Annotated in this window: 26 protein-coding genes; 8 read left to right on the top strand and 18 right to left on the bottom strand. The window is 70.8% G+C overall.

Translation table 11 applies throughout. From position 1 onward, the window contains the following. Nucleotides 1-28: 28 nt before the first annotated feature. The 3 genes from CEB94_RS21290 to CEB94_RS21280 all read right to left on the bottom strand — a co-directional run bounded on the left by CEB94_RS21290 (nucleotide 29) and on the right by CEB94_RS21280 (nucleotide 3,245). A complete protein-coding gene (locus tag CEB94_RS21290; protein ID WP_175433740.1) occupies nucleotides 29-466 on the bottom strand; it encodes an NfeD family protein in 438 nt (145 codons plus the stop codon). 373 nt (nucleotides 467-839) lie between these two features. Beyond that, nucleotides 840-2,234 carry a phosphatase PAP2 family protein gene (locus CEB94_RS21285; protein WP_175433739.1) on the bottom strand — a complete coding sequence of 465 codons (1,395 nt, stop codon included), beginning with the start codon at nucleotides 2,232-2,234 and terminating at the stop codon, nucleotides 840-842. 114 nt (nucleotides 2,235-2,348) lie between these two features. Continuing rightward, complete coding sequence (locus CEB94_RS21280) at nucleotides 2,349-3,245, bottom strand: LysR family transcriptional regulator (protein ID WP_175433738.1); 897 nt, start codon at nucleotides 3,243-3,245, stop codon at nucleotides 2,349-2,351. Between the two features lie 103 nt (nucleotides 3,246-3,348). Between CEB94_RS21280 and CEB94_RS21275 the strand changes: the two genes are divergently transcribed. Further along, nucleotides 3,349-4,074: an SDR family oxidoreductase gene (locus CEB94_RS21275; protein ID WP_175433737.1), complete on the top strand. Its 726-nt coding sequence runs from the start codon at nucleotides 3,349-3,351 to the stop codon at nucleotides 4,072-4,074. 24 nt (nucleotides 4,075-4,098) lie between these two features. On the opposite strand, the gene CEB94_RS21270 is transcribed toward CEB94_RS21275, so the two are convergent. Next, a complete protein-coding gene (locus CEB94_RS21270; protein ID WP_175433736.1) occupies nucleotides 4,099-4,302 on the bottom strand; it encodes a hypothetical protein in 204 nt (67 codons plus the stop codon). Nucleotides 4,303-4,642: 340 nt separating this feature from the next. Here CEB94_RS21270 and CEB94_RS21265 point away from each other — a divergent pair, with 340 nt between their 5' ends. The 5 genes from CEB94_RS21265 to CEB94_RS21245 all read left to right on the top strand — a co-directional run bounded on the left by CEB94_RS21265 (nucleotide 4,643) and on the right by CEB94_RS21245 (nucleotide 10,029). Continuing rightward, nucleotides 4,643-4,846 carry a cold-shock protein gene (locus CEB94_RS21265; protein WP_028799214.1) on the top strand — a complete coding sequence of 68 codons (204 nt, stop codon included), beginning with the start codon at nucleotides 4,643-4,645 and terminating at the stop codon, nucleotides 4,844-4,846. A 180-nt stretch (nucleotides 4,847-5,026) separates the two neighbouring features. After that, nucleotides 5,027-6,511 carry a DEAD/DEAH box helicase gene (locus tag CEB94_RS21260; RefSeq protein ID WP_175433735.1) on the top strand — a complete coding sequence of 495 codons (1,485 nt, stop codon included), beginning with the start codon at nucleotides 5,027-5,029 and terminating at the stop codon, nucleotides 6,509-6,511. Nucleotides 6,512-6,960: 449 nt separating this feature from the next. After that, nucleotides 6,961-7,311: a helix-turn-helix domain-containing protein gene (locus CEB94_RS21255; protein ID WP_175433734.1), complete on the top strand. Its 351-nt coding sequence runs from the start codon at nucleotides 6,961-6,963 to the stop codon at nucleotides 7,309-7,311. A gap of 232 nt (nucleotides 7,312-7,543) precedes the next feature. Further along, nucleotides 7,544-9,607, top strand: a complete 2,064-nt coding sequence (locus tag CEB94_RS21250) for a discoidin domain-containing protein (protein ID WP_175433733.1) — start codon at nucleotides 7,544-7,546, stop codon at nucleotides 9,605-9,607. A 134-nt stretch (nucleotides 9,608-9,741) separates the two neighbouring features. Then, nucleotides 9,742-10,029: a DUF4190 domain-containing protein gene (locus CEB94_RS21245; RefSeq protein WP_030846526.1), complete on the top strand. Its 288-nt coding sequence runs from the start codon at nucleotides 9,742-9,744 to the stop codon at nucleotides 10,027-10,029. 55 nt (nucleotides 10,030-10,084) lie between these two features. Here the strand turns inward: CEB94_RS21245 and CEB94_RS21240 are convergent, their stop codons facing one another. From CEB94_RS21240 to CEB94_RS21225, 4 genes are all read right to left on the bottom strand, one after another. Beyond that, nucleotides 10,085-10,639, bottom strand: a complete 555-nt coding sequence (locus CEB94_RS21240) for a CGNR zinc finger domain-containing protein (RefSeq protein ID WP_175433732.1) — start codon at nucleotides 10,637-10,639, stop codon at nucleotides 10,085-10,087. 145 nt (nucleotides 10,640-10,784) lie between these two features. Beyond that, entirely contained in the window at nucleotides 10,785-11,228 is a 444-nt protein-coding gene (locus CEB94_RS21235) for a hypothetical protein (RefSeq protein WP_175433731.1), read from the bottom strand. A 151-nt stretch (nucleotides 11,229-11,379) separates the two neighbouring features. Beyond that, nucleotides 11,380-12,600 (bottom strand): cation:proton antiporter, encoded by a 1,221-nt coding sequence (locus tag CEB94_RS21230; protein WP_175433730.1) that lies wholly within the window; start codon nucleotides 12,598-12,600, stop codon nucleotides 11,380-11,382. 564 nt (nucleotides 12,601-13,164) lie between these two features. Further along, complete coding sequence (locus CEB94_RS21225) at nucleotides 13,165-13,950, bottom strand: AraC family transcriptional regulator (RefSeq protein ID WP_175433729.1); 786 nt, start codon at nucleotides 13,948-13,950, stop codon at nucleotides 13,165-13,167. A 70-nt stretch (nucleotides 13,951-14,020) separates the two neighbouring features. Here CEB94_RS21225 and CEB94_RS21220 point away from each other — a divergent pair, with 70 nt between their 5' ends. Next, nucleotides 14,021-14,854: a phytanoyl-CoA dioxygenase family protein gene (locus tag CEB94_RS21220; protein ID WP_175433728.1), complete on the top strand. Its 834-nt coding sequence runs from the start codon at nucleotides 14,021-14,023 to the stop codon at nucleotides 14,852-14,854. Further along, on the top strand, nucleotides 14,851-15,126 hold the full coding sequence (locus CEB94_RS21215; RefSeq protein ID WP_175433727.1) for a hypothetical protein: 276 nt from the start codon (nucleotides 14,851-14,853) through the stop codon (nucleotides 15,124-15,126). The genes CEB94_RS21220 and CEB94_RS21215 overlap by 4 nt, the downstream gene beginning before the upstream one ends. 54 nt (nucleotides 15,127-15,180) lie before the next feature. Here CEB94_RS21215 and CEB94_RS21210 read toward each other — a convergent pair whose 3' ends face one another. The 10 genes from CEB94_RS21210 to CEB94_RS21165 form a co-directional block, all read right to left on the bottom strand. Beyond that, nucleotides 15,181-15,369: a hypothetical protein gene (locus CEB94_RS21210; RefSeq protein ID WP_175433726.1), complete on the bottom strand. Its 189-nt coding sequence runs from the start codon at nucleotides 15,367-15,369 to the stop codon at nucleotides 15,181-15,183. Between the two features lie 111 nt (nucleotides 15,370-15,480). Further along, on the bottom strand, nucleotides 15,481-16,683 hold the full coding sequence (locus CEB94_RS21205) for an acyl-CoA dehydrogenase family protein (RefSeq protein ID WP_175433725.1): 1,203 nt from the start codon (nucleotides 16,681-16,683) through the stop codon (nucleotides 15,481-15,483). A 1-nt stretch (nucleotide 16,684) separates the two neighbouring features. Beyond that, nucleotides 16,685-17,635, bottom strand: coding sequence for a 3-hydroxyacyl-CoA dehydrogenase NAD-binding domain-containing protein (locus CEB94_RS21200; protein ID WP_175433724.1), 951 nt, complete (start codon nucleotides 17,633-17,635; stop codon nucleotides 16,685-16,687). Next, nucleotides 17,632-18,378, bottom strand: coding sequence for an acetoacetate decarboxylase (locus CEB94_RS21195; protein ID WP_175433723.1), 747 nt, complete (start codon nucleotides 18,376-18,378; stop codon nucleotides 17,632-17,634). Before CEB94_RS21195 ends, CEB94_RS21200 begins: the two co-directional genes overlap by 4 nt. Nucleotides 18,379-18,385: 7 nt before the next feature. After that, nucleotides 18,386-19,162, bottom strand: coding sequence for a crotonase/enoyl-CoA hydratase family protein (locus CEB94_RS21190; RefSeq protein WP_175433722.1), 777 nt, complete (start codon nucleotides 19,160-19,162; stop codon nucleotides 18,386-18,388). A 19-nt stretch (nucleotides 19,163-19,181) separates the two neighbouring features. Next, nucleotides 19,182-20,351: a CaiB/BaiF CoA transferase family protein gene (locus CEB94_RS21185; RefSeq protein ID WP_175433721.1), complete on the bottom strand. Its 1,170-nt coding sequence runs from the start codon at nucleotides 20,349-20,351 to the stop codon at nucleotides 19,182-19,184. Between the two features lie 154 nt (nucleotides 20,352-20,505). Beyond that, nucleotides 20,506-21,417 carry a LysR family transcriptional regulator gene (locus tag CEB94_RS21180; protein WP_175433720.1) on the bottom strand — a complete coding sequence of 304 codons (912 nt, stop codon included), beginning with the start codon at nucleotides 21,415-21,417 and terminating at the stop codon, nucleotides 20,506-20,508. A 73-nt stretch (nucleotides 21,418-21,490) separates the two neighbouring features. Continuing rightward, nucleotides 21,491-22,000 carry an inclusion body family protein gene (locus CEB94_RS21175; protein WP_175433719.1) on the bottom strand — a complete coding sequence of 170 codons (510 nt, stop codon included), beginning with the start codon at nucleotides 21,998-22,000 and terminating at the stop codon, nucleotides 21,491-21,493. Further along, on the bottom strand, nucleotides 21,993-23,834 hold the full coding sequence (locus CEB94_RS21170) for a thiamine pyrophosphate-binding protein (protein WP_175433718.1): 1,842 nt from the start codon (nucleotides 23,832-23,834) through the stop codon (nucleotides 21,993-21,995). Before CEB94_RS21170 ends, CEB94_RS21175 begins: the two co-directional genes overlap by 8 nt. After that, nucleotides 23,831-25,888, bottom strand: a complete 2,058-nt coding sequence (locus CEB94_RS21165) for a flavin monoamine oxidase family protein (RefSeq protein WP_175433717.1) — start codon at nucleotides 25,886-25,888, stop codon at nucleotides 23,831-23,833. Before CEB94_RS21165 ends, CEB94_RS21170 begins: the two co-directional genes overlap by 4 nt. Between the last annotated feature and the right edge of the window lie 96 nt (nucleotides 25,889-25,984).

Below are 25,984 nucleotides of genomic sequence, written 5' to 3'. Positions count from 1 at the left end.
GTGCCTCCACTGCTGTGTGTTCAGCCGTTCAGGGAAGGAGTTCGCGGGGGTAGACGATGGCCGTGGCCCCTTCGATCTCCATGACGTCCACCAACGCCCCCACCGGGATCACATGGCTCTCGTCGAGGGCGCGGGCGGACCATTCCTCACCCGAGAGTTTGATCAGGCCGCGGGTCGCGGTGACCTCCTGCATCACCTCGGCGCGCCTGCCGATCAGCGCGTCGCTGCCCTCGCGGGTGAGGGGCTGCTGTGCCATGTGCCGCAGCGCGACAGGACGGACGATGACCAGGCCCGCCGCCGCCGCTACTCCGAGTGCCACCAGCTGGCCGAGCAGACCGATGCCCACACCGGCGACCACGGCGGCGACCAACGCGGCGCCCGCCAGCAACCCGAAGACCAGCGTCAGGGTGAAGAACTCCACGGCGCCCAGCGCCGCGGCGGCGAGCAGCCACAGGAACCACGGCATCGCATCGCCCTCCTTCTGGGGCCTTCTCCACCAAGCTACCGCCCGGAACGCCGGGCAGACAGACACCGCAGCCGTGGTTCTCGGGCGTCGGGGTGTCCTGGTCGGCGGGGCCCGGTGAACGGATGCCCGGCACCACCCCCGGCTTCCTGCGTGGTCGACGGTCGTGAGCAATACCCCCAGCCAGTCATGGACATGCCGTTAGGCTCCCGCCACGCGCGTGGGGGACAGCGGCCGGGGGCCGGGAAATGCCGGGGCGTTGCCCTGTGTCCCGACATGCCTTCTTCTTGCCTTCCAGCAGGAACGGTGGCCCGAGTCGGTCCGGCACGGGGCTGGCAGGGGTACAAGGCCGTCGTGTGATGCGGCGGGTGGGACGTCAGCGAGGTTCCGGTGAACGAGCGGGCGGGGGAGCGGTTCCTTCGTGCTCCACGGTCAAGGCGTCCTCCCGCGCGGCGTCCTCTACCGGGGTGCGGGGACTCGGCAACCGCGGGGCGGGCCTGCGGGTCGTGCGTACGTAGCCGTAGATCACCGAGGTCATCGCCAGGATGAGAAGCGGCCCGGACACCTCCGGGTGTCCGGCCATCTCCGTCGGCAGATAGCGGTACGACAGCAAGAGCGCGATGAAGACCGTGGTGCCGTACACGACCAGCTGGATTCCCGGCCGGTCCCAGCCGCGGTCGAGCGAGCGCAGGGCGGCCTCGATGGTGAGGGCGAACACCACGCCGGCGACGAGATCCACGCCGTAGTGGTAGCCGAATCCCAGGGTCGCGGCGAGTGTGGTGATCAGCCAGAACGTGCCGGCGAACCGCAGGATCCGCGGCGCCCGGCGGGTATGGACGAAGATCGCGACGGCCCACGCCGTGTGCAGGCTGGGCATGCAGTTGCGGGGGGTGATCCCGTCGTACGTCATCGTGTGCGGGGTGCTGACCGGCAGCGGCGTGTGCGGCCACAGGTCGGCCGCCGCCCACTGCACGCCGCCGGTGCCGGAGGCGCCCGGGCCGTAGGCGAAGACCGGGCCGACCACCGGGAAGAGCATGTAGATGCCCGGCCCGAGCAGGCCGATCACCAGGAAGGTGCGCACCAGGTGATGGCTCGGGAAGCGGCGCTCGGCCGTCACGTTGCGCAGCTGGTAGAAGGCGACGACCACCGCGGCCACCGCGAGCTGGCCGTAGACCAGTTGGAGGAGATGGCTGCTGAAGGGGTCGGTGGCCTTGACGATCCGGCCTGCCAGCCATGAGGGGTTGCCCAGCGCGTGGTCGGCGGTCGCCACGTACTGGTCGAGCACCGTCGGGCGGGTCTTCGCCGTGATGAAGAGCCAGGTGTCGCCGGTCTTGCGGGCGGCCACCAGCAACAGGCCCAGCCCGACGCCCTTCAGCAGCAGGACGCGTTCAGGGCCGGTGCGGCGCGTGACGGCGATGACCGCGAAGGCCAGCATCACCCAGAGCGCACCGGTGCCGAAGACATGGCCGTCGGACATGTCGGCGCCGACAGCCCGTCGCACCGGCAGGAGGACGGCGTCGATACCGATCGCGGCGCCGGCCGCGATGAACCGCTGCCGCCAGCCGAGCACCACCATCATCAAGGCCAGACCGCCGTACAACGGCCCCGGCTTGGGAGCAAAGACCAGGGCCTTCACCTGGTTGGTGATCGGCCCCGGTTCACCGTAGTGGCGTGCGGCGATCTCCAGCGCGACCAGGAATCCGCAGGCCACCAGGACCGCCGCGCCCCACAGCACCGCGCGCCGATGGCGCCACGCGCCCCACGAAGTCATGCCGCTTGTTCGCGAAAACACCCGCGATGCTCTGGCTATCAATCTTTTGGCCGATTCATCCGAATGGCTGGGCAGATGGAGAGCGATGGAGGGACCATCGCGAGTTCGAACATGCTATCGGAGGGCGGTGGCGCGGCGGCCGGGTCGGTCGGCGACGTGCGGACCGACCCGCGCCGCCGTGCGGACCAGCGCCGCGACCGCCCGGGACCGGCTGTGGGGTGGCCAGGCGATCACTGTGGTGACCGTCGGTGCGTCCAGCACCGGCACGGCGGCGAGACCGTCGCGCAGTTGGGTGCGGCAGGACTCCGGTGCGATCCAGCAGGCGCGGCCGAGTGCGATCAGCTGGAGCAGCTGGGCGTGGTCGCGGGCTCGGGGGCCGGGCCCGGCCGGGTAGGTGCCGTCGGGGCCGGGCCAGCGGGGCATCGGCAGGTCGGGGAGGCCGGTGACGTCGGCCGTACGGACATGGGGCCGCGCGGTGAGGGGATGCCCGGCCGGGAGCACCGCGACCTGGCCCTCCGTGCAGAGCTCCTCGGTGTCGAGGCCGGCCGTGGTGTCGAACGGCAGGTGCAGCAGCGCCACATCGGCCCGGCCGTCGCGCAGCATCGGCCCCTGCTCGCCCATTCCGCACAGGAGCAGATCGACGGCGACCGCGTCGGGCTCGGCGGCATAGGCGTCGAGCAGTCGCGCCAGCAGCTCGCTGGACGCTCCGGCCTTCGTGACGAGGACCACGCCGGCCTGGCCCGCCGTGGCGAGCGCCGCGCGGCGGGTGCGGCGTTCGGCGGCCTCGACCGCTGCGAGCGCCGCCCGGGCCTCCCTCAGGAGCACCGCCCCGGCCTCCGTCAGGGTCACCGCGCGGCTGCTGCGTTCCAGCAGCACCGCTTGGAGGCGCCGTTCGAGCCGGCCGATCGCCCTCGACAGCGGGGGCTGCGCGATCCCGATCCGCTGGGCGGCCCTCCCGAAGTGCAGCTCCTCGGCGACCGCGACGAAGTACCGCAACTCCCTTGTCTCCACGCCGTCATGGTACTTCCGCGACCTGGATCGATACCGGTGCGGTATCGCCGCCCACCCGATCGGTGTTGGCCCGCCGCCGCCCGGCCCGGACAGGATCGACGGCATGAGCGAACAGACGATCGCGCTGGTCACCGGCGCGAACAAGGGCATCGGATACGAGATCGCGGCGGGCCTGGGCGCCCTCGGCTGGAGGGTCGGGGTCGGCTCCCGCGACCGGGAGCGGCGCGAGAGCGCGGTGGCGAAACTGCGGGCGGGCGGCGTCGACGCGTTCGGCATACCGCTCGACGTGACCGACGACGCGAGCGTGGCCGAAGCCGCCGCACTGATAGAAGACAGCGCCGGCCGTCTCGACGTACTGATCAACAACGCCGGGATCACCGGCAGTGCGCCGCAGGCGCCCACCACGGTCGATCCGGCGACGGTGCGGACGGTCGTGGAGACCAACGTGATCGGCGTCATCCGCGTCACCAACGCCATGCTGCCGTTGCTGCGCCGCTCGTCGTCGCCGCGGATCGTGAACATGTCCAGCGGGGTCGGCTCACTCACCCGGCAGACCACCCCCGGCAGCGACACGGGCCCGATTTCCGTCGCCTACACGCCGTCCAAGTCGTTCCTCAACGCCGTCACCGTCCAGTACGCCAAGGAGCTCCACGACACGGACATCCTCGTCAACGCCGCCTGCCCCGGTTACTGCGCGACCGACCTCAACGGCTTCCGCGGCGTCCGCACCCCGGAGCAGGGCGCGGTGGTCGCGATCCGGCTCGCGACGCTGCCCGACGACGGCCCGACCGGCTGCTTCTTCGACGACGAGGGAGAGGTGCCGTGGTAGCTCCGAAGGGAGTCCCGGCTCCGTTCAGCTGAAGAGGACGGCGTCCGTCGCGCAGGTGTGCCAGTCGGCGGCGATGATGCTGTCCAGTTCCTTGCCCCCGTCCGCTTGGTGCTCTTGGGGGCCCCGCACCACGCTGTCACCGATCGGTGACATGCCCACGTAGTTGCGGTCCGGCGTGGCCCGCTCGGGGGATGTGACCTTCGTCGCGGGAGTGACGCTCCGGCGCATTCTCCGCCGCACCGGCCGCCGGCGGCGGTGGCAGCGGCCCATCCCCCGTCGCCGGAGGTCACAGGGCCGGCACGCCAGGGTGCGGCAGGAAGAGCCGCGCCCCCGGAGGGCAATATCTGTGCCCGCGACATGAGAAATAGAAGCGGGGCCCGCCGAATATTCCTCGAACGCCTGCCGGAGTGCAATTGCCGGACGCCGACGGGCCGAACACACCGTGCTACTGTCGATCTCAGTTGCAGGTGTGGTTGCCAGAAGGTTCATTTCCTACGGGGTAATCATCACGGCGACACGGAATTCACACACGGTGAATTCCTGAAACCGCCTCCGAAGGAGAAATAAAATGGCTACTGGCACCGTGAAGTGGTTCAACGCGGAAAAGGGATTCGGCTTCATCGAGCAGGACGGCGGCGGCGCCGACGTCTTCGCCCACTACTCGAACATCGCCACCCAGGGCTTCCGCGAGCTGCTCGAAGGCCAGAAGGTGTCGTTCGACATCGCGCAGGGCCAGAAGGGCCCGACGGCCGAGAACATCGTGCCCGCCTGACATCGGCGCTCGCGCATATTTCGCAGCTGGGGCCCGCACCTCTGGGGTGCGGGCCCCAGCTCGCTGTTTTTTCCGGCCGGTCCGACCCGGCCGCCTCGACTTCGGCTCGTCTCGAGATTCTCTGCGCCGCTCCTCTGCTGCGGGATTTCCTTGCTACGCGCCCATCAAGGAAGGTCCCGCATGAAGCGTGCCCACACCTCGCGTACCCATGACCGTTTCTCAGGAGGCGACGGCTCCGGCCGCCGTTCCGGTGGTCCGCGCCGCTCCGCGAGCTACGGAAGCCGCCGGGCGCCCCAGGGCGAGTTCGCCCTGCCGAAGACGGTCACACCCTCGCTGCCCGCCGTCGAGGCGTTCGCCGACCTCGACCTGCCCGCGCAGCTGTTGACCACGCTGGGCCGCTCGGGCGTGACCGCGCCGTTCCCGATCCAGGCGGCGACCCTGCCGAACTCCCTGGCCGGCCGGGACGTCCTGGGCCGCGGCCGCACCGGCTCGGGCAAGACCCTGGCCTTCGGCCTCGCCGTGCTCGCCCGTACGGCGGGCAAGCGCGCCGAGCCGCGGCAACCGCTCGCCCTCGTCCTCGTGCCCACCCGCGAGCTCGCCCAGCAGGTCACCGACGCGCTCACTCCGTACGCCCGCTCCGTGAGCCTGCGGCTCGCCACCGTCGTCGGCGGGATGTCGATCGGCAAGCAGGCCGGTGCGCTGCGCGCCGGGGCCGAGGTGGTCGTCGCCACGCCCGGGCGGCTCAAGGACCTCATCGACCGGGGCGACTGCCGCCTGGACGGCGTCGGCATCACGGTTCTCGACGAGGCCGACCAGATGGCCGACATGGGCTTCATGCCGCAGGTCACCGCCCTGCTCGACCAGGTGCGCCCCGGCGGGCAGCGGATGCTGTTCTCGGCCACCCTGGACCGCAACGTCGACCGGCTGGTCCGCACCTACCTGCACGACCCGGTGGTGCACTCCGTCGACCCGTCCGCGGGCGCGGTCACCACGATGGAGCACCACGTCCTCCACGTGCACGACGCGGACAAGCACCGGACGACCACCGAGATCGCGGCCCGGGACGGCCGGGTGATCATGTTCCTGGACACCAAGCACGCGGTGGACCGGCTGACCGAGCACCTGCTGAGCAGCGGTGTGCGCGCCGCGGCCCTGCACGGCGGCAAGTCCCAGCCCCAGCGGACACGGACCCTGGCACAGTTCAAGAGCGGCCATGTGACGGTCCTGGTCGCGACCAACGTCGCCGCCCGCGGCATCCACGTCGACAACCTCGACCTCGTCGTCAACGTGGACCCGCCCAGCGACCACAAGGACTACCTGCACCGCGGCGGCCGTACCGCCCGCGCCGGCGAGTCCGGCAGCGTGGTCACCCTGGTGACCCCGGGGCAGCGTCGCGGGATGAGCCGGCTGATGACGTCGGCGGGCATCACCCCCCAGGTCGCCCAGGTGCGGTCCGGCGAGGCGGAGCTGAGCCGCATCACCGGTGCCCAGGCCCCCTCCGGTGTCCCGGTCGTCGTCACCGCGCCACGCGCGGAGCGTCCCCGCGGCGCGTCTGCCCCGTCCCGGGGCCGGCGGGGCCGCCGTCCCACCGGCCAGGGCCGCCCCGCCGGCGAGGCGGCGCGCCCCAGGGCGCAACGGCGGACGGGCTTCGGCTCGGCCGCGTAGAGCAACGGGCGGTCAACCGCCACCGGGTACCGAAGAGGGCCCTGCCGACGCGCGTCGGCAGGGCCCTCTTCGTCGTGTCGTGTGCCACAGGATGCCTGCGCCCACCGGGCTCCAAAATCTGTCTTTGCCAGAGTAGACATTGGCGCTCGTCGCAGTTAGTCTTCTTCTCGTAGACATGGTCAGGCGAGACCCGAGGAAGGACGGAGGAGCAGACGCCATCAGGATCGCCCGGTCCGGGAAGCTCTCGGTCCGGGTACCGCAAGACCCCGGATTGGATGGTGGTCCCCGGTCACGCAGCCGCGATCCCCGCACCCCTCCCGTAACCGGGCCGGGTAGCGGAAACAGAAGGTCGGCGCAGCATGAGGGCCGACAGATGGTGTTGAATTTCCTTCGGGGCCCTGGTGCCGTACGGCACCAGGGCCCCTCGACGCGTTGTACTACGAGGTGACATGGAAGCAGATACCCCGCTCAGCGATCGTCTGGACGACGACGACTACCCGGCCTACACCATGGGCCGGGCCGCCGAGATGCTCGGCACCACCCCCGGCTTCCTGCGAGCCATCGGGGAAGCCCGGCTGATCACTCCGCTGCGCTCGGAGGGCGGACACCGCCGGTACTCCCGCTACCAGCTGCGGGTCGCCGCGCGCGCTCGTGAGCTCGTCGACAGGGGAACCCCGATCGAGGCCGCGTGCCGCATCGTCATCCTCGAGGACCAGCTCGAGGAAGCTCAGCGCATCAACGCCGAGTACCGCCGCGCCGCGAGCGACGCGTCCGGCGTCGCCGATCCCGGCCGGAGCTGATCAGGTGGACGGCGGCAGGACCCGCCGCCCGCTCCATGAAACCCCAGGCCGACGACCTGGGGTTTGTTGTTGCCCCGGCCGATTCGGGACCCCCCGGGGTGAATCGCCCCCCGTCACCAGGTCGGCCGTCCCGGGCCCTTGACTCATGGAGCGGTAGTGGCGATTCTCGTCGCACGCTTTGCGAGGTCATGACAAGACGACCGAGCGACCTGTCAACCGAGGGACGTGGGCTGTGACCGGTTCCGGACGCCCGTACCGCCGACGCAGGAACGTCACCGTTGTGTCGCTCCTCCTGCTCGTACTGTCGATCGCGCTCGGACCCACACCGAGTGCGGCGGCCGGGAACGACTGGTGGGACCCGACCGCACGGCCCGCGCCGGACTCCCGGATCGACGTCACGGGCGAGCCCTTCACCGGCACGAACGCCCGGGGCGAGGTGCGCGGGTTCGTCGACGCGCACGACCACATCTTCTCCAACGAGGCCTTCGGCGGCCGTCTGATCTGCGGAAAGCCGTTCTCCGAGCAGGGCGTGGCCGACGCGCTCAGGGACTGCCCCGAGCACTACCCCGACGGCTCGCTCGCGATCTTCGACTTCATCACCAACGGCGGCGACGGCAAGCACGACCCGAACGGCTGGCCCACCTTCAAGGACTGGCCCGCGCACGACTCGCTGACCCATCAGCAGAACTACTACGCCTGGATCGAGCGGGCATGGCGCGGCGGGCAGCGGGTGCTGGTCAACGACCTCGTCACCAACGGCGTGATCTGCTCCGTCTACTTCTTCAAGGACCGCTCCTGCGACGAGATGACGTCCATCCGGCTGCAGGCCAAGCTGACCTACGACATGCAGGCCTTCGTCGACAGGATGTACGGCGGGCCCGGCAAAGGCTGGTTCCGGGTCGTCACCGACAGCGCGCAGGCCCGCGAGGTCATCGAGCAGGGCAAGCTGGCGGTGATCATGGGGGTGGAGACCTCCGAGCCCTTCGGCTGCAAGCAGGTCCTGGACATCGCGCAGTGCAGCAGGGCGGACATCGACAAGGGCCTGGACGAACTGCACGCGCTGGGCGTGCGCAGCATGTTCCTGTGCCACAAGTTCGACAACGCCCTGTGCGGGGTGCGCTTCGACTCGGGCACGCTCGGGACGGCCATCAACGTCGGGCAATTCCTGTCGACCGGCACGTACTGGAAGACGGAGAAGTGCACGGGCCCGCAGGCCGACAACCCGATCGGCAACGCGGCGGCGCCCGCGGCCGAGGAGAAGCTCCCGGCGGGCGAGGAGGTCCCCTCGTACAGCGCCGACGCCCAGTGCAACGTGCGGGGGCTCACCGACCTCGGCGAGTACGCCGTGCGCGGCATGATGAAGCGCGGCATGATGCTCGAGATCGACCACATGAGCGTCAAGGCCACCGGCCGGGTGCTCGACATCTTCGAGGCGGAGTCCTACCCCGGCGTGCTCTCCTCGCACAGCTGGATGGACCTGGACTGGACCGAGCGGGTCTACGGGCTCGGCGGCTTCATCGCCCAGTACATGCACGGCTCCGAGGGCTTCATCGCGGAGGCGAAGCGCACGGAGGCCCTGCGCGACAAGTACGGCGTGGGCTACGGCTACGGCACCGACATGAACGGCGTCGGCGGCTGGCCGGGACCGCGCGGGGCGGACGCGCCGAACAAGGTCACGTACCCGTTCAAGAGCACCGACGGCGGCTCGGTCATCGACCGGCAGACCACCGGCGAGCGCACCTGGGACCTGAACACCGACGGCGCCGCCCACTACGGACTCGTCCCGGACTGGATCGAGGACATCCGCCGCGTCGGCGGCCGGGACGTGGTCGACGACCTGTTCCGGGGCGCCGAGTCCTACCTCGACACCTGGGCGGCCTCCGAGGGCCACGAGTCCGGCGTCAACCTCGCGGCCGGCTCGTCCGTGTCGGCCAGTTCCTCGGAGTGGAGCCTGTTCACGAGCTACCAGCCGCACCGGGCCGTCGACGGCGACCGCCACACCCGCTGGGCCAGCGACTGGAGCGACGACCAGTGGTACCGGATCGACCTCGGCTCCCCACAGACCGTGGGGCGGGTCACCCTCGACTGGGAGCGGGCGTACGCGAAGTCGTACCGGGTCGAGCTCTCCGCCGACGGCGAGAACTGGCGGACCGTGTACTCCACGACGGCCGGTGACGGCGGCCTGGACACCGCGCGATTCGCCGGCACCCAGGCCAGGTACGTCCGCGTCCACGGGCAGGAACGCGGCACCGGCTGGGGCTACTCCCTGCACGAGGTCGGCGTCCACAGCCGCTGACGCGAGAACTCACGGGGCACTCCCCCGAATTGGTTGTCATGGGAACGCCACAGAGGGGCATTCGAACAAAACAAGTCGAAAGTGAGGAGAGTGCGGCCCGTTCGGTCCGTGCCATCGACAACTGGGAGTTTTCCATGGCGAGTTACGGCGGTTCCTCTGCCGCGTCCTCCGGTTCGCGCACCAACGGCCTGGCGATCGCGAGCCTGTGCTGCGGCATCATCGGCCTGTTCTTCCTGAACATCATTCTGGGCCCGCTGGCCATCGTCTTCGGTGCCGTCGCGCGTCGGCAGGCCTCGGTCAAGAACGGCGCCGGGATGGCGAAGGCCGGCATCATCCTCGGCATCGTCGACGTGGTCCTGTGGCTGGTGCTCCTGGCCGTGGCCAGCAGCAACGGCGGATTCAGCTGGTACGTCGGCGGCTAGCGGCGGTCCGGACCGGCGCGGGGCATGCGGGTGGATCGGTCAGTGGGTCAGTGGGTCAGAGGGCCGTCGCGGTCTTCTTGCGGGCACGGTACGCGGCTGCCTTGATCTTGTTGCCGCAGGAATCCATCCCGCACCACTGCCGCCGCATGCCCCGCGAGCGGTCGATGTAGGTGCGGGTGCACTCCGGATTTCCGCACTCCTTGAGCAGAGGCACGTCCGGGCCGCTCAGGAGCTCGACGGCGTGCCGCGCCACCATGGAGAGGGCCTCGTCGGGCGTCGCCTGCGTCCATCGCCCCGCCGGGGTGAGCTGCGGCACGGCGGGCGGCGTGCGGGCCGCGTTGTTCACGACGGTCAGCGCCGCCCCGTCGTACTCCTCCCCCAGCCGACGGGCGGTGACCAGCCGGTAGACCGCTTCCCGCACGGCCCTCGCCCGCTCGACGTCACCTTCCTGCCCGGCGGAGACCGCGTCGACCAGGCCCGACTCCACGTACCATGCGGTCAGCCGGTCCGGCGTCACGAACATCTCGGAACACGCCGAGCGGCGGGCCCGGAGCGTGGCGGCGAAGTCGAGCGCCGGGTTCCCGCAGACGAAGACATGGTCGAGGGTCACGTCACCATCCTGGCCGGTGACCATACCCTCGGCAAGCCTCACCCCGGTCGTGGGACGGGCGGCGAGCCGCTTCCCGAGACGGGTGACCGCCGCCCGGCCGGCGGTTTTCGCGGCTCCGCGACAGCGCCGACAGGACCGGCTACCGTCAGGAATCGTACGGTCCCTCGCCGGTGGCGGTCTCGGGTCGGGGACGGCCGGGGGCCAGGCGGCGGTAGGCGGCGCGGGCGTGGACGAGGCGGGCCAGGGCCGTGCCGATGAGGGCGGCGGTGAGCAGGCAGGCCAGCCAGGTGGTGTCGCGGTCACCTGCCCAGGTGAGGGTGCCCGCGGGCGGTATGGCGAAGCCGTTGAGGAACAGCCAGCACAGCAGCGCCGTACCGGGGGCGGCCTTGAAGCGCGCGCACAGACCCAGCAGGGCGGCCAGCACGGACAGTGCGGGCAGGGCCAGTTCCGGCCGGTCCGGCCCCACCACGGTGTTGACGAGCGCCACCAGCACCAGCGCCCCGACGCCGGCCCCCGCCCAGACCAGCGGCGTGGCCACGGGCCGGGGCACGGGCCTGGCTCCGGTGCCCAGGGGCTTCCACTCGATCATGCCGACGCTTCCTTCCGGTCCTCCTGGACGGAATTCTCCCCTGGCCGCCTACCGGTTCCCGGGGTGCTCGTCAGGTTGCCGGAAAGCTCCCTTCCGGGAAACAGCCAATCCGGACAGCACCGCCGACGGCCCGGGGCCCCCGCACGAGGGGTCAACTGTGCGCGGCTGTCGCCTCCTTGGGCGACTCGGCGAGTGGAGCGGTAGGCGGTGCCGGGTGGGCCGGGTGACGGGTGGCGCGGCGGGCCAGGGGCTCGGTCCAGCGGGCGGCGAGTGGGCCGAGGATGACCAGGATCAGGACGTAGGCGGTGGCCAGAGGGCCGATGCGGGGTTCGGTGCCGACGGCGAGACCGGCGATGACGATGGAGAACTCGCCGCGTGCGACCAGCGTGCCGCCCGCGCGCCAGCGGCCCCGGGGCGAGATGCCGGCCCGGCGGGCGGCCCAGTAGCCGGTGGCGATCTTCGTCAGGGTGGTGACGGCGGCCAGGGCGAGCGCGGGCAGCAGCACGGGCGGGATGGCGGCGGGGTCGGTGTGCAGTCCGAAGAAGACGAAGAACACCGCGGCGAACAGATCCCGCAGCGGGGTGAGGAGGCTGCTGGCGCCCTCGGCGACCTCGCCGGACAGGGCGATGCCGACCAGGAACGCGCCGACCGCCGCGGAGACGTGCAGCTGCTGGGCGAGCCCGGCGACGAGGAGGGTCAGACCGAGGACGGCCAGCAGCAGCAGCTCGGCGTTGTCCGAGGACACGGCACGGCTGACCAGGCGACCGTGCCGCAGCGCCACGTAGAGGACGGCGCCCACGGTGCCCAGCGAGATCAGCAGGGTGACCGCGCCGCCCGCGAGGCTCACCCCGGCCAGCAGGGCGGTGAGGATCGGCAGATAGACCGCCATGGCCAGGTCCTCCAGGACCAGCACACCGAGGACGACCGGTGTCTCACGGTTGCCGAGCCGGCGCAGATCGCCGAGCACCTTGGCGATGACCCCGGACGAGGAGATCCAGGTGACCCCGGCCAGGGCGACGGCGGCGACCGGTCCCCAGCCCAGCAGGAACGCCATGGCCGCTCCCGGGGCGGCGTTGAGGACGAAGTCGACGGCTCCGGAGGGGTACTGGGTCCTGAGTGTGGTGACCAGCTCGGAGGCGCTGTACTCCAGGCCGAGCAGGAGTAGCAGGAGTATGACGCCTATCTCGGCGCCGGTGGCGACGAACTCCTCGCTGGCCCGCAGCGGCAGGATGCCGCCCTGGCCGAAGGCGAGCCCGGCCAGCAGGTACAGGGGTATGGGTGAGAAGCCCACGCGTCCGGCGAGGCGTCCCAGGAGTCCCAGGGCGAGAATGATCGCCCCGAGTTCGATGAGCATGGCGGTGGTGTCGTGCACGGGCGTCTGACCTCCGTTGATCGGGTCTGCGGCGTCTGTGCCAGTGGGCGTGAAATGCCCGTGGGTACGGCTCGGTGAGCGGCGGAAGGGGGCGTGGCCTCGCGTCGGGACGACGGGGCCGGTCACTCGGTGTCGCGGCGTCGGCGGTGTGCTCCGCTCCCGGCCGTCACCGGCCGGGATACGCGCGATGCGCCACGTTTCGGACGTCAGACGGCAGACATCGGGCATCAGGCGTCGGGCGTCAAACGGCAGGCGTCACGCGTCAGGCGTCACGCGTCAGACGGAGAGGAGACCGCTCACACCGCGGCCGGTATCAGGGACGCCGTCACGGGCGGCGTTGTGGACGCGGACGGGCACCACTCGCCCCATGTCACGCCCCCCTCACGCCGGCCCGGTAAGCCGGGCGGCCACTGTCGACGAACCGAGCGGCCGGACGACTGTGCGCGGCCACGCTCAACCGAGCGTAAGAGCTCGGTAAAGAATCCTAGCGCACGCCAACAACCCGTGTTCGCACGGGAGTTCTCAGGCTGTCATCCGAAGAGCCGCTCACCGGGCCGCTGACGGCTACGCGCCCGCGGCCTTGCGCACGGCACGCGGCGACGCGCCGAGTTCCTTGCGGCAGGTCTTGTTGAACGCCTGGAGGTCGGGGATCCCGACCGTCGCCGCGACGGCCGGGATCGCCAGCGTCGAGGCGATGAGCAGGTGACGGGCCCGCTCCATGCGGCGTCGCCGGACGTAGCCGACGACCGTGTGCCCGGTGTCCTCGCGGAACAGCCGGGTCAGGTGCGTGTGCGACACCCCGGCGGCCCGGGCGATCCCGGGAACACTGAGCGGGTCGGCCAGGCGCTCCTCGATATGGGCCATGGCCGCCCGCAGCGCCGGGTGCCGGGCCCCGGAGGGCGTCTCGGTGGCCTCGGTCAGGCCGGTCGTGCGCCACAGCACCGTCCACAGTTCCGCGGAGGCCCGGGCCGGGGACTGCGCGCCCGCCGCGATCGTCCGGCGCAGCAGCCCGCTCAGCACCGCCGCCTCCGCGCCGGCGTCCTGCATCGCCGGGAGCCGCCGCCGCTCCCCGTCGCCCGGCAGGCGGAAGTGGGCGTACAGGTGCTCGCAGCGCGGGGCGTCGTAGTGGAAGTGCACCTCCGTGCCGGGCGGTACGAGGCTGAGGTGTCCGGGGCGGATCGGGTGCCGGGCGCCGCCGGTCTCCAGGGTGCCGGAGTAGCCGTAGAGGTGGAGCTGCCACAGGTGCGGGAGGCGGAAGACCTCGTGCGGGCCGGCGGAGCCGTGCACGCCCACGCCCGCGTGCACCAGGTCCGGCGGCAGGTCGAGGGGCAGTTCCACGAAGGTCGGCATGGTGGAAAATTACCAGTGGTCGCCGATTACACCCCACGACTGCCCGCCCTGGCGCTTCTACGGTTGCGTCATGCCAACCACAAAGCAGCTGCTGAGCTCCGTCGAGGTGGCGCGGTTCACGGCCCAGGGTTTCCTGCGCCTGGACGGCGTCGTGCCCCGGGAGATGAACGAGGAGGCGCTCGGCCTCTTCGCCGCCGGGGCGCCGCCCGCCGTGCCGTACGGCACTCCCGTACCGGTGGCCTTCCCCGAGGGTTCCTTCGCCCGCCGGCTTCTCGGACTTCCGTCCGTGGCAGGCGCGCTGGAGAGCCTGGTGGGACCGGATCCTGCCGTGGACCACCACTTCGTCCACACCCGCCCGCCCCACGAGGGCAGTGCGCAGCCGTTGCACGCCGACGCCCTCATCGATGTGCGGGCCGACGCGTTCGACGTGCAGCTCATGTACTACCCGCAGGAGGTCACCGCCGGCATGGGCGGCACGCTCGTCGTCCCGGGCAGCCATCTGCGCCGCACCAACGAGTCCGACACCGGCCGCTACCAGAACCTGCGCGGCCAGACCCGGCTGACCTGCCCGGCGGGCACCGTGCTCCTGCTGCACCACGGCATCTGGCACGGCGGGCGGCGCAACGACAGCGACACCGTCCGCCACATGTACAAGATCCGCTTCAACCCGACCGTGCCGCAGGTGCGGCTGTGGGACACGCGGGACGTGGACTCCCCGGCCGTCCGCGAGGAGTTGCGGCGCACGTTCCCCTGGTACGAGCAGGCCACCGCCCGGCTGGAGATCCACAACCGGATCCTGTTGTGGCGCTCCCTGTCCGCCGACCCCGGCTTCGACATCGACCACTGGGCCACCCGCATCACCAACCGGCCCGCCGCGCCCGCCGCGCAGAGGAGCACCGCGTGACCACCACCCGCCAGCAGGTCCTCGTCCTCTACCTCGACACCTCCGCCCTCGACTCCAAGGTCGTCGGCTGGGCCCGCTACGACGGCACGGGCACGACCCGCCCGACGACCGGTGACAGCGACGAACCGCCGTACGAGACGGGGACCGCCGCCCTGGAGGACGGCTGGCGGCTCTTTCAGGCGTCCCCGCTCGTGCCGCCGTATCCGGGGGCGGAGCACGCGACGTCGTTCCTCAAGCACGAGTTCTTCTTCGAGAAGCTGGTGCGTCAGTAAGGACGGCCGGCCCTGGCGGCCCGGCGCCTGCCCAGGGCTGGCGCATGCGGGTGCTTATCGCTTCTGCGCCCGGTAGCGCTTCATCAGCGCGGTGATCCGCGTCTGGTCCGCCTGACCGTTGAGCTCGGTCAGGAGGTCGTCCGGGCACAGCTCATAGAGGTCGCCCCACCAGCGGCGCCCCCGGTTGTCCCAGATGCGGTAGCCGCCGGGTACTCCCCTGGCCACGTAGCGTCTCCTGCTCACCGCGCCGACCGTACGCGTCCCGGGGCCGGGCGGCCACGCGATATGCCGGCCCGGCAGAACGAAACCCCGGGTGGGAACCCGGGGTTGATTCGTCCTGGCGTGCGCCTGTGGTCAGACGAAGGCACTCTGGCCGGTGATCGACTTGCCGACGATCAGGGTGTTCATCTCGCGGGTGCCCTCGAAGGAGTAGATGGCCTCCGCGTCGGCGAAGAAGCGGGCGATGTCGTGGTCCAGCAGGATGCCGTTGCCGCCGAAGATCTCACGGCTCCAGGCCACGACCTCCCGCATCCGGGACGTGACGAACGCCTTGGCCAGGGCGGAGTGTTCGTCACGGAAGACGCCGGCGTCCTGGAGCCGGGCCAGCTGCACCAGCATCCCCCAGGACGCGGTGATGTTGCCCAGGCTCTTCACCAGCAGGTCCTGGACGAGCTGGAAGCCGCCGATCGGGCGGCCGAACTGACGGCGCTCCCGGGCGTAGTCCAGGGCGAGTTCGTAGGCGCCGACCATGACGCCGAGAGCCTGCCAGGCCACTCCGCCGCGCGTGGCGCGCAGGATTTCCGCGACGTCGCGGAAGGAGTTGATGTTCTGCAGCCGGTTGCCCTCCGGCACGCGGACGCCGGTCAGGGTGATCTCGGCGTTCTCGACGATGCGGAAGGCCAGCTTGTTCTCGATCTTCGCCGGGCTGAAGCCGGGCGTGCCCTTCTCGACGACGAAGCCCTTGACGTGGTTGTCGTCGACGTCCCGCGCCCACACCACGACGTAGTCGGCGAAGGTGGCGTTGCCGATCCACTTCTTGGCGCCGTCGAGGATCCAGGTGTCGCCCTCGCGCCGGGCGGTGGTGCGCATACCGCCCGCGACATCGGAACCGCCGAGCGGCTCGGTCATCGCGAACGCGCCGATCTTGTCCATGGCCGCCATCTCCGGGAGCCAGCGGTCGCGCTGCTCCTGGTCGCCGCCGGAGTGGACGGAGTACATCGCGAGGCCGTTGTGGACGCCGAAGAACGTCGACACCGAGGCGTCGGTGCGGGTCATCTCCAGGGCGAGCATGCCGCTGAGGAGGTTGCTGACGGCGGCGGGGTGTTCGCCGTAGCCCTCGTAGGGCAGGCCGGCGAGGCCGCTCTCGCGGAACAGACCGATGAGCTCCTTCGGGAACTCGCCCTTGGCCCAGTTGTCGTTGACCAGCGGCTTGACCTGGTCCCGCATGAGGGCGCGGGCCTTGAGCAGGATCTTGCGCTCGTCGTCCGGCAGCAGCGACTCGTAGCCGTAGAAGTCGGCGACCAGCTGGTCCTCGAGCGGTTCGATGGTGGTGGTCATCTCAGTTCTCCTCCTTGTCGGCGCTGTCCAGGGCGGACAGGACGGCGAGCTGCCTGCGGTCGCGCGTCTCGGTGAGTTGCGAGTACGTGGAGGAGCCGTAGGCCTTTTCCACGGCTCGGATGAGCCGTTCCTGTTGTTCCTCGTTCTGCGACGGGGTGCCGAGGCCCGCTCCCGTCTGCTTCATCGACGCGCCGATGTGCTCGACCAGGTGCCGGTAGCCGCCCGGTCCGCCGCCCAGGTGCGAGCCGAGGAACGGCCCGACGGTGGCCCAGCGCAGGCCCAGCGAGTTCGTCATGACCTTGTCGAGGTCCTCGGGGGTGACCACGCCCTGCTCGACGAGGTACACCGCCTCGCGGCTGAGCGCGTTCTGCAGGCGGTTGCCGACGAAGCCGGCGATCTCCTTGCGCTCGACGACCGGGGTGCGGCCGACCGAGGTGTAGAAGTCCGACGCGGCCTGTACGGCGTCCTCGCCGGTGCGCTCGCCCGGCACGACCTCGACCAGCGGGACGAGGTGCGGCGGGTTGAACGGGTGGCCGATCAGCACGCGGGCTGCGTCAACGTCCGCCAGCTCCCCGGTGAACGCGGTCGACGGGATCGCCGAGGACGAGCTGAGCAGCAGCGCGTGGGCGGGAGCCTCACGGGCGAGGGTGGCGAACAGGTCCTTCTTGAACTCGACCCGCTCGGGGCCGTTCTCCTGCACGACGTCCGCGTCCCGGACCGCGTCGGTGACACCGGCCGCGATCTCCACCCGGTCGGCGAGGCCCGTGACGTCCAGGCCGCGGGCGGCCAGGTGCGGGGCGTACTCCTCCAGTGCCTCGTTCACGGCCTCGGCGAGGTCCTCGCGCGGGTCGCTCACCCGGACGGTCAGGCCGTGCGCGGCGAACAGCGCCGTCCAGGACAGTCCGATGGTCCCGGCGCCGATCACCGCGGCCCTACGGAAGGTGCGGGTCATGACGCGGCTCCCTTCAGGTAGTCGTGGACCGGCTCGGCGCCCGCGAGCGTCAGGTCGGTGAGGATGTGGCTGGCGGAGACGACCTCCAGCACCGGCAGGTCGGCCAGCGGGGCCAGCACGTGCTGGAACAGCTGGAGCCGGGCGGGTCCGGTCCACGCCTGCTTGACGGTGAGGTCGGTGATGCGGGTGCGGACGAGTTCCTGCACACGCGGCATGCCGTCGTAGCCGGGGACGGTCTTGAGCATGAAGGTCGGCACGCCGATCTGCTCCTCGGCCTCGCGCCGGTCCAGCTCGTGGTGCTTGTAGCCCATGGTCGCGGTGGCGACCCGGAGGGTGCCGTGGTCAAGGGTGCCGACCAGCGCGCCGGAGTCGACGTACAGCGCCGGGGAGCCGATGACCTTCGGGTAGGCGGAGACCTCACGCCCGGAGGCGGTCGCCGGGAAGTTGTCGAGGTACATCGCGTGCAGGTACTCGCCCCGCTCGCCCCCGAAGCTGACGGGGATCGCCTGGCCGGCCTCGGTGTAGGGGCCGTAGCCGCTGACGTCGCCCATCTTCATGACCTCGAAGCGGACCAGCGGCTCGGCGATGCGGAGCGGTTCGGGGACGACGGCCCGCAGCGCTTCGGGGTCGGTGCGGTAGACGACGTTGAGGTACTCGCGGTCGGTGAACCGCGGGACCACCGGCGCGTACGCCGGGCTGGTGAGCGGGGTGGTGAGGTGCTGTCGTACGTCCTCGGTCCTCATGCCGGCCTCACCGCCCCGTCCAGCGCGGCGGGCGGCGCTCGGCGAAGGCGGTCATGCCCTCGCGGACGTCGTCCGAGGCCATCAGGGACTTCATCTCCCCGCGCTGGAAGGCGAAGGCCTCTTCGTCGGACGCTCCGTCGGCGGCCCGGACGACGTGCTTGACCGCCGCCAGCGCGAGCGGGGCGTTCTCCGCGACCCCGTCGGCCAGCCGGAGCGCCTCGGCGACGGCCTGCCCCTTGGCGGCGACCCGGTTGGCCAGGCCCAGTTCGCCGGCGCGGCGGCCGTCGACGGGCTCGCCGGTCAGCAGCAGTTCCATCGCGAGGTGGTGCGGGATGCGCTGGGGCAGGCGGATCACGCCGCCGCCCGCGGCGATCAGGCCGCGCTTGACCTCGGGGAGGCCGAACCGGGCGTCCTCGGCGGCGACGATCAGGTCGCAGGCCAGGGCCAGTTCGAAGCCGCCGCCCATGGCCGCGCCCTCCACGGCTGCGATGAGGGGCTTGTCCGGCCGGGCCTCGGTCAGGCCGCCGAATCCGCGGCCCTCGACCTCGGGCGACTCGCCGCGCAGGGCGGCCTTGAGGTCCATGCCGGCGCTGAACGTGCCGCCCTCGCCGGTCAGGACGCCGGCCCGCAGCGTGGGGTCGGCCTCCAGTGCGTCGAGTGCGGCGGCCAGGGCGGTGGCGGTCGCCGCGTTCACGGCGTTGCGGGCCTCGGGGCGGTCGAGGGTGATCAGCAGGGTGGAGCCGATGCGTTCGGTGCGCACGACGGGAGGTGTGGGGGTGCTCATGACTGTCCTCCTGTGGCGATCAGCGGGCGGTGGCGTCGAGTTCGGCGAGGACGTCCTCGGTGTCCTGGCCCGCGACCGGCGCCAGGCGGCGGATCGAGCCGGGGGTGGCGGAGAAGCGCAGCGGGATGCCGATGGTGCGGACCGTGCCCTCGGTCGGGTGCTCGGCGGTGTCGAGCAGGTGGCCTTCGCGGACGTAGGGGTCGTCGTGGGCGCGGTCGAGTTCCAGCACGGGGGCCATCGGGATGCTGTGCTTGGCGCACACCTCCGCCCACTCCTCGGTGGTCAGTGCCGGGGCGCAGACCTCCAGGAGCGCGGCCAGGTCCTCGTGGTCGGCGCTGTCGATGGCGTCCCCGTTGACCCGCGGGTCCTCGGCGAGGTCCGGACGTCCGGCGGCGGTGAGGAAGTCCCGGTAGTTCTGCGGGTTGTACGGCATGACGCAGGCCAGGCCGTCCTTGGTGCGCACCGCCTTGTGGCCCTTCAGCATCGACAGGGCGAAGCCGGTGGGGCCCGTCTCCGGTACGTGGGTGTGGCCCGCGAGGTGCTCGACCAGGTTGAACGCGATCAGGGTGTCCGTCATCGGGATTTCGACGAGCTGGCCCTGGCCGGTGTTGTTCCGGTGCAGGAGGGCGGCCAGGACGCTGTAGGCGATGGTCAGGGAGGAGACCTTGTCGCCGATGATGGTCGGCAGGTAGACGGGCTCGCCCAGCGCGCGGTCGGCGATGTCGACCAGGCCGGAGGCGGCCTGCACGGTCTCGTCGTACGCGGCGTTGCCGGCCCGGTCCGAGTCGCTGCGGAAGCCCTGGGCGTGCGCGTAGACGAGGCCGGGGTTGCGGGCGGCGATGTCGTCGTAGGACAGGCCGAGGCGGTGCAGGGCACCGGGGCGCATGTTGGTGATCAGCACGTCGGCGGTGTCGATCAGCCGCAGTGCGCGCTCGCGGTCGGTGTCGTCCTTGAGGTTGAGGGACACGCTGCGCTTGTTGCGGTTGACGTTGAGGTTCAGCGGGGTCATGCCCGGGGTGGTGCGGTAGTGGCCGGTCCGCACGGTGTCGGACGGGGACTCGATCTTGATCACGTCGGCGCCCAGATCGCCGAGGATCTGGGCGGCGTAGGGGCCCATCACCACGGTCGACAGGTCGATCACGCGGACGCCCTCCAGCGGGCCGGCGACGGTGTCGGTAAGGTCCGTCATCGCTTTTCCCTCACTCCTTGCTTCGCCATGTATGTGTATCTAGCAACTAAGTTACAGCGAACAGCACCGGAGACAAAGGAAATGGAATGACCGAATAACGAAAAGCGGTATGACCACAGTGGTCATACCGCCTTTTGTGAAGGTTTTTTGACGATTACGAGTGAAGCGGCTCGGCGAACACCTCGCGGGCCGCCGCCACGACTTCCTCGAGGTCACCACCGTGGGCCCGGTCCTTGCGCCAGATCAGCCCGGTCTCCAGACGAGGATGGAAATCGGAGAAGGGGAGGACGACGACATTGTCGAGACGGTAGTTCTGCACGGGGCTTCTGGGATCCAGCATGGAAATGGAGAACGCCAGACCGCTGGAGACTATTTCGGAAACTCCGTCGAAGGTGGCGCTGCCCAGTTCGACGCGCTTCTTGATGCCGAGTTCGGACAGCTGCTGGTCGAGTCCGCGGAAGTACGCGTTGGTCACCGCCGTCGGGGAGCCCGCGTAGGCGAGTTCGGCCAGTTCCGCGAGGGCGACGGACTCGCGTCCCGCGAACCGGTCCCGGGGCACGACCGCGCCGAGCCGCTCCGACATCACCGGCACCTGCTCCAGCGCCGGGTCGCCCCCGGCCGGGAGCCGGGCCAGGGTCAGCGCCAGTCTGCCGTCGCACACCGCGTCGACGAGCCGGTCGGTGCCGCCGGGCCAGCGTTTGATCTCGAACCGGTCGCTGACCCGCTCGGCGAGGGCGTCCATCCGTTCCCGCAGGTCGGGGTGGACGCCACTGGGGACACCGAGCAGCAGGGTGGTCCGCCGCGGCCGGGACGTCTCGTCCAGCCGCCACTTGATGGAGTCGACCTGCTCCAGCACCCCGCGCGCGATCGGCAGCAGCGCGTTGCCGACCGGGGTGAGCCGCACGTGATGGGTGTCCCGGTCGAACAGCCGGTGCCCGACCTCGTTCTCGAGATCCTTGATCCGCCGGCTCAACGGGGACGCGGCCATGTGCAGTTTGCGGGCCGCGGTGGAGAAGTTCAGTTCTTGGGCGACGGCGAGGAAGTAGCGCAGGTGCAGGAGCTCCACGGCGTTCAGCCTAGTCGCTGTGGCCGTACTCCCCCGCCGGGGCCGGTGGACGTCAGGCGTCAGGCGTCAGGCGTCAGGCGTCTTCGATCGTGATGAAGGGGTCCCACTGGAAGTAGCCCTTCAACTGGCGGTGGCGGTCGAGTATCTGGAAGAAGAAGTGGTACACGACCTTGCCGGGCCTTTTGACGGTCGTGCGCCAGTAGTGGTCCGCATAGCGCTGGGTCTCGAATTCCGGCCTGCCTTCCGAGCCCTCCTTCGGCAGGGGGTAGACACCGTCGATGACCTCGATCTCCGGGGTGCGGATGAGCTGGTGCTGGGGGTCGCTGCTCACGTACCGGTAGAGCAGGGCCTTGTAGTCGCTGCCCAGAGACAGGGTCGTCTCGCGCCAGCGGATGCTGTCGCCGGGTTCGGCGCGGAGGTTCAGCTCGGCGCCGGACGTGCCGACGATGTGGTCATGTCGCGTCGTCATGTAGATCAGGCTCTGGTCGACCTGGGTCGGCGCGTCGGGGTTGCGGGACGCGCCCGGGTTCCGCTCGACGATCGTCGCCGCGTCGAACGCGATCAGGACGTTGAGATCAGCCATGCGACTGCTCCTTCTCGTGGGGGACCTTGTAGGCCATGGCCCTCGGGTAGTCGTGCCGGTGCAGGCGGACGCGGACCAGGAGGGGCCCGGCGTTGAGCGGGTCGGCCGGGTCGCGAAGGCGTTCCAGGAGGTCGTCCAGGTCCGCGGGGTGCGCGATGACCGTGCCGTTCGCCGGGGTGTCCCGGCCGGTGAAGACGTCCGCGAGACGGTCGTGGTGCCAGGGGTGCAGGACGTTGTAGTGGTCCGGTTCGTGGTCCCGGTCCGCGTAGAACGACGGGTGCACCAGCATCTGCTCGATGCCGTAGAAGTGGCCGTTGTCCATGACGAACACCACGGAACGGAGTCCGAGCCGGGTGTGGGTGGAGAGCTCCTGGCAGGTCTGCTGGAAGGCGCCGTCGCCGACGAACACCATCGGGCGGGCGTCCTCGCGTTCGGGGGCCAGGGCAGCGCCGGTGGCCGCGCCGACCGACCAGCCGATGGACAGCCAGCTGACCTGGGAGAGGAACCCGCCCGCGGGCAGGGACAGGTTCATCGAGCCGATGAGGGAGAACGCGGCGTCGGAGACGACCGTCCAGTCGTCCCCGCTCTCCTGGTTCAGGAAGTGGTTGATCCGGTCGAACACGCCGTCGTACGTGAGGTGCTCGGAGCGCCGGCGGGACGAGCGGGCGGCGCGGAGCGTGGCGCGGTGGTGGTCCAGGGCCGCCGGGCGGTGGCCGCGCGGGCCGTGGTGGGCGTAGGACTCGGCGTAGTAGTCGGCGGCCAGGCCCCCGGAGCCGTACGCCTTGACCAGCGCGTCCTGGAGGGCGGGCAGCAGCTGTTCGAACTGGACGTCGGGGAAGTAGGAGGTGCCGGCGCTGACGCCGCCGTGCGCGGCCATCACCCAGTCGCCGCCGACGCACTGCTCGCCGCCGAGGTTCTTCGACGTGGACCAGGCGCCGAGGCCGATCCGGCAGGTGGCCCAGTCCTTGAAGACGCCGTGCACGTCCGGGTGGCTGGCGTGGCCGTTGTAGACACCGTGGAACTGCGGCAGGTCCTCGTCGACGACGGCCTTGGCCCCGACGGTGGTGCAGAAGGGGACGCCCGTGGCCTCCACCAGGTCGGTGAGCTGCCCGGCGAGGCGGAACCGGTCGATCTCCTCACCGGCCCAGACGATCGGGCGGGGCCTGCCGTCCGGGCCCGGATGCTTCTCGATCAGGGTGAGGACCGCCTGCACGGCCTTGTCCAGCATGGGCCGGTTGCGCGCGCTGAACGGCCGGTCGCGGCGCACGAGCGGTGCCTCGGGTTCGGGGCAGGGCTCGTCCCAGAGGTCCTCCATGACCTCCAGGTAGACCGGCCTGCGCTCGGAGAGGCAGGCGGTGAGCGCGGCGTCGATCTGCCCGGGCGCGAGCCCCGGATTGGAGATGACCTGCGCGTCGACGGTGACCTGCCGGTAGGCCTCCAGGTTGCTCTCGGCGCGGGGGCTCATGTGCGAGGTGAGCAGGCCGAGGGCGCGGTAGTTCTGCCACTGCTCGTACGGCGGTGCGGCGTTGATCGCGACGAGCGGGACCTGCTCCACGTAGGCGCCGCCGCAGGCGTTGAGCAGGTTGAAGGCCCCGACGCTGTAGGTGACGGCCGCCGCGCCCACACCGTGGATACGGGCGTAGGCGTCGGCGGCCTGGCCCGCGCCGCCCTCCGTCGGGGTGCCCACCCACTCGATGTCGCCCTCGGCCCGCAGGGTGGTCAGGAACGGGCCGAGGTGGTTGCCGGGGACGCCGAAGAGGTGGGTGATGCCCAACTCGGCCAGCCGCAGGGCGAGATGGCGGGCGACCGTGCAGTGCGGGCTGATCGCGGTCACGAGCGCGTCCCCTCCCGGTCCGGGCCCGGGGTGGTGACGGGCGGGGCCTGGTGGACGGCGAGGGCGGCGCGGACGGCGCTCTCCAGGGCGCCCTCGATCCAGGCGTGCTTGAGGGAGGTGTGCTCGCCGGCGAAGTGCACCGGGCCCTCGGGCCGGGAGACGTCCAGGTGGAAGCTGGTCATCTGGTGCGCGGTGTAGATGGCGGCCTCACCGAAGGCGTACGGGTCGCGGGCCCAGCTCTTGGTGGCGCCGCGCCCGGTGAAGAACACCTCGATACGGCGGCCGTGCAGGGCCTGGAGGTTGCGCAGGGCGTAGACGTAGCGCTCGGAGCCGCGCATGGAGTCCCAGCGGGCGGCGTCGTCGGACCAGCAGTACGAGGCGAGGACGACACCGCCGGTGCTGCCCTCGACCCGGTGCGAGGGGTAGTACATGAAGCGGTTGGGGTTGTCGGCGGCGGAGCCGCCCCCGAAGCAGTGCGTCGCCGGGCGGACGGCCGGGCCGCGCAGCGGCAGGCTGCTGTTCAGCTCCCGCATCTCCTCGGTGACGCTGCTGTCCTTGACGGCGGCACCGAGCAGCCCGGCGTCCGCGCCGGAGAACGTGAGGGCGGGAGCGCTGTCCGTCTCGGCGAGGGTCAGAGCGGGCCCGGCCTGCCGGTAGTACTCGTACAGTCCCGGACCGATACGGTCGAGCTCCTCACGCCAGTCGTCCTCGGTGAACTCCCACCACCGGTGGCTGAACTCCAGCAGCACCTTGGTGGCCTGGTCGTAGTGGGTCTCGATGACCGCGCGGCGCTTCTTGTACGACATCGACGGGACGATCTCCACGAAGCGCAGGGCGGAGAACGGCACGGTGACGATCGCCAGGTCCGCCGTCCACAGCCGGGGTGGCGCCTGTGGATCGTCCTCGGCGACGGTCTGCACGGCCACGCCCCAGCCATCGGGTCCGACGGCGCCGGTCCCCTCGGGGTCGGTGTCGCGGCTGGGGTCGTGGTATTCCAGCCGGATCATGCGGTGACCGAGCCGCACCTCCTCGCGCAGGCCCTGGTGCAGGGCGTGCGGCAGGCGCCAGCTGCCGCCGGGTATCTCCCAGTAGCGGACGCCGGGGTTGATGTCGCTGCGGCTCAGGAAGCTGTGGAAGAACGACAGGTGCAGCCGCGAGGACATGTTCTCCAGGGTTCCGACGGCCTCGATCGCCTCGTCGCTGAGCCCGGCGTGTTCGCGCAGGAAGCCGCCCATGGAGTAGCCGTCGAAGTCGCGGACGACCCGGGCCCAGCCCTCGACCCACTCGTCGTACGGCTTGTTGACGCGCTTGCCGTCGACGACGTCCGAGTAGTAGTCGCGCACGACCTCCAGCGCGTCGTCGACCATCTTCACCACGGGGGCGCGGACTTCGTCGCCGGTGAGGTGGAAGCCCTCGTTGATCCGCTCGGGCGTGGAGGCGTAGTCGGATCGCCGGACCTGGACGCGGTTGGTGCGGATCCAGGAGTTGCCGAGCTTGCCGGGCTCGCGGAAGCCGGGGCTGTCGTCGCCGTAGGTCCACGTCCGGCCGGTGTACGAGGTGTACGTCACCGGGGGCGGGGGGACGTCGGGGCCGCTGCCGGTGCCCGGATCGACGTCCACGTTGTAGAACTGGCGGCGGCCGAGCCCGAGTTTGTCGACCAGGGCGAGGACGAGCGGATGAAAGTCGGGCAGCCGCATGGCACCGGCCTCGGCGTACTGGGCCGGGTCGTCGAAGGGCTGGTGGTGTTTGGTGGCGCGAAAGGTCTTGATGCGCCCGCCGACGCGGCTGGCGTTGGCCTCCAGAATCGTGACGTCGTGGCCGGCGTCCTTGAGTAATCGCCCGGCGACGAGTCCGGTGATTCCGGCGCCGACGACGATGATCTTCTTGCGCGGGTGAGGGGTGGCGCCGAGGCGTCCCGTGTCGATCAGGGTGTGCAGATAGCCGAGCTTGAGGTCCTCGCCGTCCGGCCCGACGAGGAGGAGTTCACGGGCGAGCTTGAGACAGGTCTGCCAGCGGGCACGGGTGGCGGAGTCGTCCCGGGGAGAGTCGGTCATAGTGGGGAATCGTAGATATGCCGAAACGATTCGTGGTTTTACCGGCGAGTAAAGTCCGGAAAACGCCGATGCCGATTTCTTGACGAATTTGCACCC

Source organism: Streptomyces hawaiiensis, assembly GCF_004803895.1.
Taxonomy (GTDB): domain Bacteria; phylum Actinomycetota; class Actinomycetes; order Streptomycetales; family Streptomycetaceae; genus Streptomyces; species Streptomyces hawaiiensis.
The sequence above is the reverse complement of the archived record's forward strand: the minus strand, read 5'-3'. Positions and strand labels throughout refer to the sequence as shown.

Bases quoted from the DNA above. Each gene is read 5' to 3' on its own strand.
- CEB94_RS21290 (WP_175433740.1), bottom strand. From the start codon at position 466: ATGCCGTGGTTCCTGTGGCTGCTCGCCGCCGCGGCGCTGGGCGCCGTG.
- CEB94_RS21285 (WP_175433739.1), bottom strand. From the start codon at position 2,234: ATGACTTCGTGGGGCGCGTGGCGCCATCGGCGCGCGGTGCTGTGGGGC.
- CEB94_RS21275 (WP_175433737.1), top strand. From the start codon at position 3,349: ATGAGCGAACAGACGATCGCGCTGGTCACCGGCGCGAACAAGGGCATC.
- CEB94_RS21270 (WP_175433736.1), bottom strand. From the start codon at position 4,302: ATGCGCCGGAGCGTCACTCCCGCGACGAAGGTCACATCCCCCGAGCGG.
- CEB94_RS21265 (WP_028799214.1), top strand. From the start codon at position 4,643: ATGGCTACTGGCACCGTGAAGTGGTTCAACGCGGAAAAGGGATTCGGC.
- CEB94_RS21260 (WP_175433735.1), top strand. From the start codon at position 5,027: ATGAAGCGTGCCCACACCTCGCGTACCCATGACCGTTTCTCAGGAGGC.
- CEB94_RS21255 (WP_175433734.1), top strand. From the start codon at position 6,961: ATGGAAGCAGATACCCCGCTCAGCGATCGTCTGGACGACGACGACTAC.
- CEB94_RS21245 (WP_030846526.1), top strand. From the start codon at position 9,742: ATGGCGAGTTACGGCGGTTCCTCTGCCGCGTCCTCCGGTTCGCGCACC.
- CEB94_RS21235 (WP_175433731.1), bottom strand. From the start codon at position 11,228: ATGATCGAGTGGAAGCCCCTGGGCACCGGAGCCAGGCCCGTGCCCCGG.
- CEB94_RS21225 (WP_175433729.1), bottom strand. From the start codon at position 13,950: ATGCCGACCTTCGTGGAACTGCCCCTCGACCTGCCGCCGGACCTGGTG.
- CEB94_RS21220 (WP_175433728.1), top strand. From the start codon at position 14,021: ATGCCAACCACAAAGCAGCTGCTGAGCTCCGTCGAGGTGGCGCGGTTC.
- CEB94_RS21205 (WP_175433725.1), bottom strand. From the start codon at position 16,683: ATGACCACCACCATCGAACCGCTCGAGGACCAGCTGGTCGCCGACTTC.
- CEB94_RS21200 (WP_175433724.1), bottom strand. From the start codon at position 17,635: ATGACCCGCACCTTCCGTAGGGCCGCGGTGATCGGCGCCGGGACCATC.
- CEB94_RS21195 (WP_175433723.1), bottom strand. From the start codon at position 18,378: ATGAGGACCGAGGACGTACGACAGCACCTCACCACCCCGCTCACCAGC.
- CEB94_RS21190 (WP_175433722.1), bottom strand. From the start codon at position 19,162: ATGAGCACCCCCACACCTCCCGTCGTGCGCACCGAACGCATCGGCTCC.
- CEB94_RS21185 (WP_175433721.1), bottom strand. From the start codon at position 20,351: ATGACGGACCTTACCGACACCGTCGCCGGCCCGCTGGAGGGCGTCCGC.
- CEB94_RS21175 (WP_175433719.1), bottom strand. From the start codon at position 22,000: ATGGCTGATCTCAACGTCCTGATCGCGTTCGACGCGGCGACGATCGTC.
- CEB94_RS21165 (WP_175433717.1), bottom strand. From the start codon at position 25,888: ATGACCGACTCTCCCCGGGACGACTCCGCCACCCGTGCCCGCTGGCAG.